Origin of the sequence: Paenibacillus sp. FSL E2-8871 (genome assembly GCF_038000345.1) — a bacterium.
Taxonomy (GTDB): domain Bacteria; phylum Bacillota; class Bacilli; order Paenibacillales; family Paenibacillaceae; genus Paenibacillus_AQ.
In genome coordinates, this window is the sequence record NZ_JBBOBV010000001.1 from 3,822,588 (window position 1) to 3,835,407 (window position 12,820).

The following is a 12,820-nucleotide window of genomic DNA, read 5'->3' on the forward strand; positions in this document are numbered from 1 at the left end:
GATTTATGTTATTTATCTTAATCTTAATCAAGGTCAGAACCCTGCCCTCGACGCCAATTTGTACATAAAGTCATGACTTGCTACCGGTTGTCTGCCTTTGCCCCAGCCTACCTTTTCACGATAACCACCAAGTAATCCCTGCTCCTCTAGCCCTGCCTCTGTCACCCCAATCACTTTCTCTGAATCTGGCGCAACGTAGAGAGCATCCACAGGACAATACAGCTCACACATAAAGCAAGTCTGGCAATCGCTCTGCCGGGCAATAACAGGAATGCCATCCTCTACCCGTTCGAAGACATTGGTCGGGCAGACCGATACACATTGGTTGCACTCTACACATCTGGCAGCGCTGATCACCTCAATCATGATAGAACACCCTCCTTGGCCACGGCTTCTGTCTTCACCCATAACTGATCCAATCCACCGCTAATCAAGCGATGATGCTGTTCTTGATCCGTTCCCTTAAAATCTTCACGCTTATGCATGCCCCTCGTCTCCGTACGGGCAAGCGCGGAATTGTACATCCAGCGGGCGGTTGCAGTCATGGCTTCAGCTTCACGCGCTTTAACCCCTTCAGGTGTACGCTGAATCTCACGGCTACGCTGATCTTTCCACAATTCATCCAGACGACCTAATGAAGAGGTCAGCCCTTTATCCGTACGGAATAAATTAATGTCATACGGCTTCACTTCAGCCTGCACAGCAGACACAACCTCTGACGTATGAGCTGATACTCCAGGCTTCACTTCTTGATGAACCAGTGGAGAAGATGATAAGCCGACTGGATTACGGTACGCTGCATTCGAGCCAAGGCTCTGCGCATAGACAGCAGCCCCTTCTCCTGCAAAACTGCCGGATGACATAGCCCAAGCCGCATTATGGCTGCCACCACCAGTAAATCCCCCGCAAATTAGCTCACGGGTAGCTGCATCTCCTGCCGCATAAAGTCCGGGAACACCTGTACCACAGCTTTCGTCTGTGATATGAATACCACCCGTCCCACGAACCGTTCCTTCGAGACGAAGCGTAACCGGAAATGCATCCTTGAAAGGATCGATCCCTTGTCGATCAAAGGGTAGAAAAAAGTTCGTCTGCGCCACCCGCAGAAGAGGTCTTAAATCTTCTGGTGCTCCATCCAGCTTGGCATATACCTGATTGCCTGCTAGCAGATTCCGAGCGATAACTGAACGCCCTTTCTTGGAACCCGCCCCTTCCACAATGCTTCCATCCTCATAATAAAAGCTGGCATAGTTGTAATATGCTGTCTTGGTTACAGAGGAGAACGTAGGGCAGATAGCATAGGCATTGGAGAATTCCATGCCGGACAAGTTCGCCCCAGCCTCAGCTGCAAATAGATAGCCATCACCAGTAAGTACGTTGCAACCAAGCGCCTTACTTAGGAAGGCACAACCCCCAGTAGCAATAACGACTGCCCCTGCTTGAACTGTCCAGGTCTCACCACTCTGGGTATGGACTCCAGCCGCTCCGGCTACGCCATGCTCATCCGCAAGGAGCTCCATGGCTGGGCTATGATCTAAAATTTTAACGCCCGCCTTTTTCACTAGCTTACGCATTAATTTCATATATTCCGGTCCCTGAAGACTCTTGCGATACTGGTTACCCTGCTCATCTACAGGGAATGGATATCCTGAAACGCCAAGTTTGTTCATATTGGCATAGGTACGGTCTAGCACTCGGTCCATCCAGCGGGATTCAGCCAACTGACCGCCCAATGTATAACGACTTGCTTTGGCCTCCTCCCGGAGCTTCTCATCCGGCTTCACATACCAGACTCCTGTTCCTGAGGGGGCCGTTGCACCGCTCGAACCGCAGTAGCCTTTATCTGCGAGGACAACTTTCGCCCCCTTCGCTGAGGCCGTAAGGGCTGCCCATGTTCCTGCCGGTCCTCCACCTATAACAAGCACATCCGCCACCAAATTCAACGATCCTTTTTGTATCGATCCACTCATAGCTCAACACCTCCTCAAATGATTTACCCTTCGTAACTATCGCGCCAGAACAGGCACTTGCGTTCAATGATTCGGAACAAAGAATCGATTAGCTTGCCGACAATAGCAAAGATAATAATGCCTACAAATACAACCTCTGTATTAGAGTTCTGCTTCGCCTCATTAATCAGGAATCCAATGCCGGATTGTGATCCAATGAGTTCAGCTACAACAAGACCGATCCATGCTACAGCCAATGACAGTCGCAATCCTAACAAAATCCCGGGTAGTGCTGCCGGTAATATCAGCCTGCGCAGCCTCTGATAAGGGCTAAATCCTAACACCCGGGACACCTCAAACAGCTTATTGTCCACATTGCGGATGCCCATAAACGTATTAATATAGAGCGGAAAGAATGACCCTGTCAGAATGATCACTACTTTGGACATCTCCCCAAAGCCGAACCACAAAATAATTAGCGGTGCTATAGCTAGATGAGGAACAAGCCTAAGAACCTGTACACTAGGATCGAGCACATATTCCACACTGCGAAACAAGCCAGTCAGTACTCCGAATAAAAGGCCTAGAACGCCTCCGATAAGAAATCCAACTCCCGCCCTCCCCATACTGACACCTAGGTGATGAGTTAACTCTCCAGTCACCAATAGGCCTGTAAAAGCTCTGGCGATCGACAATGGAGTCGGCAGAAACTGCGCGGAGATCAGTCCGGTGCTTCCTGCCAGCTGCCAAAGTACTATTGTCACCACCGGAATGATAGCGCCCGTTCCCCAATCTGACAGTAGAGATTTCCATGCAATAGGTACCGCCGATTTCTCCAATGTCTTAGTCGATAAAGGGGCAATATCACTGCTATCTAGCGATTCTCTTGCTCTTGTAGTGTTATTCAAAATAGCTTCTGCTCCATCGCTCATGGCGCATCCCCTTTCGTTTCTTGCGCGTTTTCTGTTTATCCGCGATAGCTGTCCTGCCATCTCAGCAGCCGACGTTCAATGTAGCGAACAATAGAATCACTCACCAGTCCAGCAATGGCAAAAATAATAATTCCCACGAACACCACAGGTGTATCCGCGAATTGACGCGCGTCCGACATCATATACCCAATGCCTGAAGTGGAAGCAATCAGCTCTGCGACTACCAGACCTAACCAAGAGAGCCCCAAGGAAAGGCGCACTCCGAGAATAATATTCGGCAATGCGGCTGGAAGTACTAGTCTTACAACCTGCTTTAACCGGCTGAATCCAAGCACTCGAGATACTTCGAACAGCTTGTTATCCACGCCGCGAATACCCATGAACGTATTAATATAAAGCGGAAAAAATGCTCCTTTAGCAATCAACAGCACTTTAGACTCCTCACCGATCCCGAACCATAAAATGAATAGCGGCACTACCGCCAAGCTTGGTATCATGCGAATCATTTGCAGGGATGGATCTAGCAATTTCTCTGATCTGCGGAACAGACCTACGAGAATGCCTAATAGCAGACCAAGTCCACCACCGAGCAGGAATCCGGCAAGGGCTCTGACCAAGCTGATCCTAAAGTTCGGCCATAAATCCCCTGAAGCAGCCAAAGTTACAAATGATTCTGCAATGGTATACGGCGTCGGGAACAGCATCTCTGAGATCATTCCATAGTGTCCAAGGGTCTGCCACAGAATTAGCACAGTGCCCGGCAGCAGAAGGCCCAGTCCAAATGTTGTTACCTTTCCGGGGCGTCCGGAAGTTCTTACGGCTATAGCCCGGTTTGTCATGCTCTGCACCCACCTTTTTTAGCTTTACAATCTCTTTAAATAACAAAAAGAGACCCTCGAATATTGAACACTTTCGGAGGTCTCCATTGGTATGGTCGACATATTTATATTCCTGCCCCGTCAATAAGCTCAAGCTCATCGACTTTTTCAAAATAATTCAGCACCTTCAGGCGTAGCTCTTGAAAGGAAGACGTTGTTTTTTTACGTGGATACGGCAAATCAACCGGGACAATCTTACGTATTTTCCCGGGGCGAGGTTCTAAAATCACTACCCGATTACCTAGAAATACAGCCTCATCAATATCATGCGTTACAAAAATCATGGTTGTTTTGTTGGCCCGCCAAATGTCCAGTAACACCGTCTGCATATGCGCTCTAGTGAACGCATCCAGTGCACCAAACGGTTCATCCAGCAGCAGGATTTTGGGATTTCGCAGTAGCGCACGGGCTATCGCCACCCTCTGGGCCATCCCTCCCGATAACTCCCGGGGATAGGATTTCTCAAACCCATTTAACTTGACGAGATCAATTAACTCATCGACCTTGCGTCTAATTTCTTTGTTGCCTAGCGGCAAATCAGAAGCAATATTCTTCTCTACGGTGAGCCAAGGAAAGAGACGATGCTCTTGAAAAATAAATCCCTTATCGATTCCGGGACCCCCAATCTCCGTCCCTCCTAAGGTAACGCTCCCCGTATATCCACTGTCCAAACCGGCCACGATGCGCAGCAGCGTGCTTTTGCCACAGCCACTGGGCCCGATGACCGTAATGAATTCACCCTCTTGCACATGGAGATCAACATTATACAGTGCCTGAACATGACCTCCGGTAGACTCAAAACGTTTATTTAGATTTGAAATCGACAGCAACGCTTCTCCCATCGTGACCCCTCCTTAAATTCTGTATACAAAAAAACAGAGGTATTGCGCTTTTACATTCGCAATACCTCTGTAGGAACAGTCGGTAATTTTTATTCAAAGTAAATCAATTGGAATTATAATATTTAAAATATCATCCATTTGAAAAGCTGTCAACAATAAAACTTTTTTCAGACACACTTGTTTACATCAGATACCTTAAATATAAATATATGCTTGAGATCACAATGGACAGCAGCATTAAAGGGAAACCCACCTTCAAATACTTCATGAATGTAATCGGATAGCCCTCTTTTCCAGCTAGACCAGCAACGATCAGATTAGCACTGGCACCGATCAATGTACCATTGCCACCCAAGCAGGCACCCAAGGCTAGACTCCACCAGAGGGGCTCCAGATTGGTGATCCCCATCTGCCCCATCTCCTGTATCAAAGGAATCATCGTTGCTACAAAAGGAATATTATCAAGAAACGCAGAAGCAATTGCACTGACCCATAAGATCATCATCGAGCTCATGAGCACATCCCCACCCGTTAAATCAATCGCTTTGGCAGCCAGCTCCGCGATGACACCTGTCTCGACGAGTCCTGATACCAAAACAAACAGTCCGATAAAAAAGAAGATCGTAATCCATTCCACGCTGTGAAAAGCTTTTTCCAGCATGTGTTCTCCTCCGGTTAATAAGAGCAGTAAAAAAGCCCCCGCTAAGGCAACCGTCGCTGACTCCAAATGTAACGCCTGATGTAAAAAGAAGCCCATAATCGTAATTCCAAGTACGATCAAACATTTTCGCAACAGCTTATGATCTGTAATCATTGCCTTCTCATCCATGTTCATGATACTTTGCTGCAATTCCGGAGTGGATTTAATCTGCTTACCAAACATCAGTAGTAAAAGCGGGATATACGCTAACATAATGATGATAATCACAGGTGTTAGATTGCTGATAAAGGACATAAAAGTCAGCTCTTTCACAGCACTTCCGATCATAATATTCGGTGGATCTCCGATCAATGTTGCCGTCCCACCGACATTAGATGCAATAATTTGTGACATCAAAAAAGGCAGCGGATTTATGCGCAGTTGCCTTGTAATACTGAAGGTAACAGGCACCATAAGTAGCACTGTTGTAACATTATCCAAGAAAGCAGAAGCCACAGCAGTAACAACAAACAAAGCAATCAGGATTCTTCTCGGCTTCCCTTTCGCCAGCTTTGCTGATTTCACTGCCGCATATTTAAAAAGTCCTGTCTCTGCAGTAATCCCTACAATCATCATCATGCCTACAAGTAATCCGATGGTATTAAAATCAATGTGATGTAGTGCCGTCTCCTGATCCACAATGCCCATCGCTACCATAACAATTGCGCCTAACATCGCTAAGATCGTACGGTGAATTTTCTCAGAAATAATCAGTCCATAAATCAGTAGAAAAATACCTATTGCCCAAATTGCTTGCTGTTCCATGATATCCCCCGGTCCTTCTATCTAATTTCATTAATTGTACAACCTACTCATTATATAACCTATTTATCATAAAATAGATTTGTATTTTTCGCACTGGAATTGTGGATTACTCCATAAAAAACGACTCTGTCGAGTATTTATCGGAGAGCCGTTATGGAGTCGATTATTTCATTTTCAAAACCTGAGGCTCCTTAAAAGCGGTCAAAATACCTTTGCTCTGCACAATAATCATACCGCTTTCCAGCAAGGTTGGGCCGAACACTCTACCTGATGTTTTGAGCTGCACAACCGGTTTTGCGGAAATCAAATCTATCGCGATTAATTTGCCGTCAGTCTGGGCTACATACATGCCATGTCCAAGCAGATCGAAGCGGGCAATCGGATTGCTGATTCCACTGTACTGAACCGCTGATTTATTCGCCATTTTAACACCATAAATGCTCTGTTCGTTACTAAAAAGAATTCTTCCATCATAAGGACCAGCGGCGTAGGATAACTTAGCTCCGATGGATTCGTAAGAATAATTATCGCGTGTTACGGTAGCAGGATCAACATTGACTGGATAGCTGTAGACACCTTTTTGTCCTGTTATGAAAATTCTGTCACCGTCACTCCAAGCAATGCCCCCCTTTGGTGCTTCGGGATCATTCGGGTCAATATTAGCAGGGTTATAAACTACCGTCTTCACTACTTTACCTGTCTTAACATCCAAACTGTCGAGTGTAGTAAGAGGAAGAGCGTCGAATAAGGTAGCCTTCCGTTGTGTTATAAGCGTTCCATTAATCTCAGTAATCGGAAAATAATGATCTCTGTTATTCCAAAGCTCTTTACCCGTTGTTCGATCAAAGGCATGTAGAATGTCATACGTATACGTTCCGGATTCTGAGTTTTGAGCTAATATCAGGTTTCCCTCAACCATGAACGGTTCATACAGCTTTTCACCGAAATTATCACGCCACTGCAGTTTCCCATCCTTCAGATTGTAGGCTTGAATATCACCATTGGCAGCAAAAAGCTGATCTTTATCAATAACTAATTGGCTGATGCCTTTACTGTTTGCCGATGAACTCCATTTATTTTTTCCAGTAGCCGCGTTGACTGCATAGATTGTGCCTGCTTCTGAAGTCACATAGGCCACACCATCTTGGTAAAGTAACGGTGTCTTTAATTTGGAGCCATATTTCCACATTACTTTTCCCGTCTGAGCGTTAATGGCTAAAAGCTGACCCTTTTGTAGGATAAAAGCTTTACCCGCACCGACTGCAACAACGCCCTTGCCCATAATGTAGTCCGTCGGTATATCTCCTAGCGTTGGCAAATCCATCGTAGTGGACCACTCAACCTTCGCAGCAGACAAATTTACATAATAATCATCTAAATTCGAACCTATAAAGGAAGTGTGCGAATCAACCGCAGCAGCTTGTACCGGGTTTACCATAAGCAATAACCCTAAACCAATAATCACAGTACGAAGATACGACTTCAATAATGTTCCTCTCACCACCACACGCCTCCTCATATAAATGCTTCAATTGGATAGATTCTCAAAATAAAATATAATACTAATGACGAGCAGGATGTAAGAACATGGATTATTCTTCCTCATTTTGACATTCCAAAGAGCAGAAATCAAAACATTTACTCATAAACTTACAATTTGTAAGTTATTGTGTTATAATAATCACATTCTTCTATAAACGAACAAGCTTTATCAAATATATGAATAACAAGGGGTTTGTAATCATGAGTAACGAGGTAACCACAGCACCAGCATCCGATTTTGAATTCGGTATCTACACCTTAGGAGACATTGTAGCTGATTGTCATACCGGGAATAAGATCAGCCCGAAACAACGACTCGACGAAGTTGTAGCTGCGGCCAAGCTGGCGGATGAGGCGGGGCTTGATGTATTCGGTGTAGGTGAGCATCATCGTCTTGATTTTGCGATTTCTTCGGTTCCAGTCGTGCTGGCAGCCATCTCCCAGGTTACCCGCAGAATCAAGTTGACGAGCGCCACTACTGTATTAAGCACCATTGATCCCGTGCGCGTATTCGAGGATTTCGCCACACTTGATTTACTATCAGATGGCCGTGCAGAGATTATTGCTGGACGTGGTGCTTTTGTGGAATCTTTTCCGCTCTTTGGGTACGAACTTGAAGACTATCATCGACTATTCGCCGAGAATATTAATCTGCTTCTCGAGCTTAATAAGCATGAAATTATGAACTGGGAGGGTTCCTTCCGCTCATCCTTGAAGGATTCTGAGATTGCACCACGCCCTCTTCAGCAAAGCCTTCCTGTATGGATTGGTGTAGGTGGTTCTCCTGAAAGCGCGGAAAAAGCTGGCGTACTCGGAACTGGAATGGCCATCGCCATTCTTAGCGGTAGTCCAGAACCTTTCCAAGAGCTTGCTGCAACTTATCGACGCGCTGGAATTCAGGCGGGTCATGCCCCTGAATCTTTAAAGATTGCGATTACTAGCCACGGCTACATTGCCGAAACTTCACAGCAAGCGCTCGATGAATATTACCCATACTACTATAGTTATCGTAATTCCATCAGCCCAAAACCTGGTCAAGATTACAGCGTGTCTCGTGACGACTTTGGGCAATATGTATCTGCTGATAACACGATGGCTGTAGGTAGCCCGCAGCAAATTATTGAAAAAATCCTCTATCAGCATGAGCTGTTCGGCCATAGCCGCTTTATGACTCAGCTCGACATCGGCGGCCTTCCTTACGCCAAGGTAGCCAAAGCTATTGAACTATTGGCAACTGAGGTCGCCCCTGTCGTACGACGCGAGATTGCCAAGAAGAATAGCCGATAGAACTGAGGGGCTGTACCAGTTAATAAAAAAGCACTTCTCCCGCTCGTGGAGAAGTGCTTTTTGTGCTGTTGCAACATTGTGCCTTGCTGTAAGAAGTGAACCGGAAGCTCTGCTCAAGAATTAGGGAATATCTCCCTGAAAATCGGAGATTTCTACTCAATAGACTAACAATTAGGGAATACCTCCCTATAATTAACCTGATTCGGCGGTAAATATAGATATTTCCCCGATTTTTAGGGAGGAATTCCCTGATTTCACTCATTTAGAGTAATTATCAGCTATTTTCAGGGAGCTTTTCCCTAATTACTCTCAAAAAAAAGAAGCTGCCCATAAGTAGATCACTACTTTTGAGACAGCACTTATGCTCATCACGCAAAGGATGGTTTATTGTTGTCTACCTTCCCGCTAATAAGCTTCTTATATTCATCGTCTCCACCATCTAAAGAAGGCGCAGTATAAATTTGAGCTGAAGCTGGTTGCTGAGCGGAATGGCTCGACCCTGTTTTGCTTGTGGTATTCTTATTATCTTCTGCACTCCTGCTTCCACCACTTGCAGAGCGGAGAACAGCACCCGATAAGTTGTTAATACCCTTTATTCGCTTCATGCTTAATCCTCCCCTACTAAATGATTGATGGTACGGAATAAATCCTGATTATTCGCAACTACCGCCTTAAGATCATCCGCAGATAATCCATCACTCCCTGAAAAGTGTACGGAAAGAACATACTTCTTACCTAGAGGATAGCATAGGATATATACCTCCGCAACTTCCGTGCGTTGAAAAAAAGTCCATTTGCTCGATAAAAATGCATCTACCACACTAGGCTGCTTCTCATTCCCTTTCGTAACAGTCAAGGAATAGGAGTGCCCACGTCCGACATTCCCTCCCACCTGAACAAGCTGTTCCTTCTCTTGAGCCTGCCAGATCGCAGCACCGATCACACGACAATGCTTCGGAGGTAAGAAAGAATTGCGAATCGCCTCACTGAGTGCGTGATACTTCTCTCCATCCTCAGAGATGGTCACATTACTATTATATTGCCAAAAAAAATGAAGGATACTTTCTTTGCGCCTTAATTCCATCTTTAGCTGCTCTAAATCTTTCACCGGGTCACGGAATTTTCCAAACCCCTGGACACTATCAATAATCTTACCACAGCTCACATCCACAGCAGCCGTAGGATTATCATGGTGCATCTCATACTCTAAAGCCGTAATTCCCGACAAATCGGACAACAGATGATATTCTTCAACATTCTGTCCAGGGATTAAATCGTCGCGGGCAGTCACCTGATCCGGCACTAAGCAAAAAACGCGATTACGCCGTAATCTGGCCCAAAACAATCCCATTTCAAACCCCGTATTATCACGAGTCACATAATAAAATTTACCGCGTATTTTGGCGACATCATCTGGCGAGAACACAAATACGGCAAAATCGCTCTCATCCAAATTTCTCTCCAGAGCCTCCATCGTGTATTCATTCGCTCGAAAGGCATTGGCATACCAAGGATGTACTTCAGCATCCCTCTTCAGCTGCTCATGAATCGCTCTTGCATAACGTATGGATTCCCTGGAAGATCCAATGAATAGCTTTGGTTTAGTCACGGCAGTGCTCCTTCATCCTTCCCGATATGTAATAATTATACAAGTCTTTAGACCACCGGAAAAGAGGCCAAGTTCTCATAAATATCTCAAAAAATATTATTCTAAACCTCGTAAAGTGGGTAAAAAATTACGACTACTTTGAAAAAGCGAGGATACTATGAAAAAAATGATAGGTGTCACATTGCTTGCAGCAAGCCTTGTGGGTATAACAGCGTCACAGCCTGCTGAAGCTAAAACGGCAGCAGTTAGTTATACCGCTCAGGTATACGCGAACTCTTTAAATGTACGCAGTGAGCCGGCAAAGAATGCAACTGTTGTAGGATCTATTAAGAACGGAGCAAAGGTAACTGTGACCGATGAACAACACGGGTGGTTGAAGGTTAAGACGGGGAACACCTCTGGCTGGGTAGCCGGCTATTACCTTAAAAAGGTGAACAATAGCTCCAAGCAATCTGGCGCTTCTGGATCATCGGTAGCTTCCAAACCCAGCACTACTTCTTCCACCTCAACCAGCGCCTTGAGTAGTACCACAAAGGTTACAGTTACGGCAGATTCACTACGCGTTCGAAGCGGTCCAGGCACACAATATAAGGTACTCGGTTCTTTAAAAGCTAAGGATACAGCTACCCTCCTCCTTCGTCAGAACGATTGGGCACGAATTCGAACAGCTAGCGGTGACATCGGTTGGGTCGCAGCGCAATATATCCGATCTGGAACCACGCCAAGAAGCACAAGCACTACAAGCAACATTTCGCGCACAGGAAATTTACGAGGAAAATTAATTGTCGTAGATCCCGGTCATGGCGGCAGTGATCCGGGAATGCTCGGCACTACATATAACACCATGGAAAAGGATTTGAATCTGCAAACTGCAATTTATGTTCGCGATGCCCTTGTAGCTAAAGGTGCACGGGTAGAAATGACACGTACCCGGGAAGACCAGAAGCCTACACTCGCTCGGCGTGTTCAGATGAGTGAGGCTCTGCGTGCAGATGCATTTGTAAGCATTCATTATAATTCTTCTCCGAAAAAAGTGTCCGGGACACTGACCTTCTTTTACTCCGAATCCGATGATCTGAAGCTGGCACGAGCGATTGAAACCCGGCTGGGACAAGGTATCGGTCTTAAGAGCAACGGGTTGTCCTTTGGCGATTATCACATCCTAAGGGAGAATCGAATTCCAGCTACCTTAGTTGAACTCGGATTTCTTACCAACCCTACAGATGAGTCAATTGTCCGCAAATCCTCCTATCAGAAAAAAGCAGCCAAGGCTATCGCGGAAGGATTGGCAGACTATTTCAAAAACTAGACAGACCTATAAATAATCAGCAAAGAAGCAGGCTAGGAAATTCCCTAGCCTGCTTTAGTTTGTATTTCATATTTAGCCTTCTATTAATCCCTTCTTAATCAGAAAATTACGAGCTACATCCTCTTCCTTGAGCGCATCCACATCAACCTCTGCGTTCAATTGCTGCATTTCTTCGTCACTGATCTGTCCGTTCAATTGATTTAAGATGCCTTCCAATTCAGGGTATTTATCTAGCGTTTCCTGACGAATAATCGGTCCTGCATCATAAGGTGGGAAGAATTCTTTATCATCCTGCAGAATCACCAGATCATGTACTTTAATTTGCGCATCCGTCGCATATGCATTGGTTACATCTGTTTCCCCATCGTCGATCGAACGGTACATGATACCATGGTCCATTCCTTTGCTCTGCTTGAAATCCATACCGTAAAGTTTCTGGATACCTGGGTACCCGTCCTCACGATCCAAGAACTCGAACTCTACGCCAAGAACCATTTCTCCAGATACTTTCGCCAAATCGCTGAAAGTCTTTAGATTGTACTTCTCAGCCGTTTTGCGACTAACAGCTAAAGTATAGGTATTATTTATGCCGAATGGATCCAGAAAGGCCAGTCCATCTTTTTCAAGCAGTTCTCTGGTTTTGGCCAACGATTCCTCGGAGTTTCCTGTCTTCTCCTGATAGTAATTAGCTACAATGGTACCGGTGTAATCCGGATATAGCTGGATGTTATTATTCTCAAGTGCACTCCAAGCTACATTAGAGCCTCCCAAGTTCATCTGGCGCTTCACTTTAATATCTGTTTTATCTTCTATCAAATCTGCCATCATATGAGCGAGTAAAACATTCTCCGTGAAGTTTTTAGAGCCAATTGTGATTTCTCCACTGTTACCCGCAGCAGCGTTATTATTCCCGCCACCACACCCGGCAAGTAGCGCCCCCATTAATACTGTAGTTAAAACGCCTGTCATCAATTTTGGAATTTTCATATATAATCTCCCCTTTTATA

The 12,820-nt window shown here is 45.4% G+C and carries 12 protein-coding genes; 2 read left to right on the plus strand and 10 right to left on the minus strand.

Annotated elements, in window-relative coordinates; translation table 11 throughout:
* Positions 1 to 33 precede the first annotated feature (33 nt).
* The 7 genes from NYE25_RS17365 to NYE25_RS17395 form a co-directional block, all read right to left on the minus strand.
* Positions 34 to 366, minus strand: coding sequence for a 4Fe-4S dicluster domain-containing protein (locus NYE25_RS17365; protein WP_076285505.1), 333 nt, complete (start codon positions 364 to 366; stop codon positions 34 to 36).
* Complete coding sequence (locus NYE25_RS17370; protein ID WP_341146469.1) at positions 363 to 1,970, minus strand: FAD-binding protein; 1,608 nt, start codon at positions 1,968 to 1,970, stop codon at positions 363 to 365. Before NYE25_RS17370 ends, NYE25_RS17365 begins: the two co-directional genes overlap by 4 nt.
* Positions 1,971 to 1,993: 23 nt before the next feature.
* Positions 1,994 to 2,881, minus strand: a complete 888-nt coding sequence (locus NYE25_RS17375) for an ABC transporter permease (protein WP_052404425.1) — start codon at positions 2,879 to 2,881, stop codon at positions 1,994 to 1,996.
* A gap of 35 nt (positions 2,882 to 2,916) precedes the next feature.
* Positions 2,917 to 3,720 carry an ABC transporter permease gene (locus NYE25_RS17380; protein WP_076300680.1) on the minus strand — a complete coding sequence of 268 codons (804 nt, stop codon included), beginning with the start codon at positions 3,718 to 3,720 and terminating at the stop codon, positions 2,917 to 2,919.
* A 104-nt stretch (positions 3,721 to 3,824) separates the two neighbouring features.
* On the minus strand, positions 3,825 to 4,601 hold the full coding sequence (locus NYE25_RS17385) for an ABC transporter ATP-binding protein (protein ID WP_076300681.1): 777 nt from the start codon (positions 4,599 to 4,601) through the stop codon (positions 3,825 to 3,827).
* Between the two features lie 181 nt (positions 4,602 to 4,782).
* Positions 4,783 to 6,066, minus strand: coding sequence for an ArsB/NhaD family transporter (locus NYE25_RS17390; RefSeq protein WP_076300682.1), 1,284 nt, complete (start codon positions 6,064 to 6,066; stop codon positions 4,783 to 4,785).
* A gap of 163 nt (positions 6,067 to 6,229) precedes the next feature.
* Positions 6,230 to 7,567: a PQQ-binding-like beta-propeller repeat protein gene (locus NYE25_RS17395; RefSeq protein ID WP_341146470.1), complete on the minus strand. Its 1,338-nt coding sequence runs from the start codon at positions 7,565 to 7,567 to the stop codon at positions 6,230 to 6,232.
* 242 nt (positions 7,568 to 7,809) lie between these two features.
* On the opposite strand from NYE25_RS17395, the gene NYE25_RS17400 reads away from it, so the two are divergent.
* Complete coding sequence (locus NYE25_RS17400) at positions 7,810 to 8,895, plus strand: LLM class flavin-dependent oxidoreductase (protein WP_076285511.1); 1,086 nt, start codon at positions 7,810 to 7,812, stop codon at positions 8,893 to 8,895.
* A 368-nt stretch (positions 8,896 to 9,263) separates the two neighbouring features.
* Here the strand turns inward: NYE25_RS17400 and NYE25_RS17405 are convergent, their stop codons facing one another.
* Together NYE25_RS17405 and NYE25_RS17410 are read right to left on the minus strand one after the other, a co-directional pair.
* On the minus strand, positions 9,264 to 9,500 hold the full coding sequence (locus tag NYE25_RS17405; RefSeq protein WP_076285512.1) for a hypothetical protein: 237 nt from the start codon (positions 9,498 to 9,500) through the stop codon (positions 9,264 to 9,266).
* A gap of 2 nt (positions 9,501 to 9,502) precedes the next feature.
* On the minus strand, positions 9,503 to 10,504 hold the full coding sequence (locus tag NYE25_RS17410) for a TIR domain-containing protein (RefSeq protein WP_341146471.1): 1,002 nt from the start codon (positions 10,502 to 10,504) through the stop codon (positions 9,503 to 9,505).
* Between the two features lie 157 nt (positions 10,505 to 10,661).
* On the opposite strand from NYE25_RS17410, the gene NYE25_RS17415 reads away from it, so the two are divergent.
* The gene (locus NYE25_RS17415) at positions 10,662 to 11,813 is read left to right on the plus strand and encodes an N-acetylmuramoyl-L-alanine amidase (RefSeq protein ID WP_341146472.1); all 1,152 of its coding nucleotides are present in this window, start codon (positions 10,662 to 10,664) and stop codon (positions 11,811 to 11,813) included.
* 72 nt (positions 11,814 to 11,885) lie between these two features.
* Here NYE25_RS17415 and NYE25_RS17420 read toward each other — a convergent pair whose 3' ends face one another.
* Entirely contained in the window at positions 11,886 to 12,800 is a 915-nt protein-coding gene (locus NYE25_RS17420) for a glycine betaine ABC transporter substrate-binding protein (RefSeq protein WP_341146473.1), read from the minus strand.
* Positions 12,801 to 12,820 lie beyond the last annotated feature (20 nt).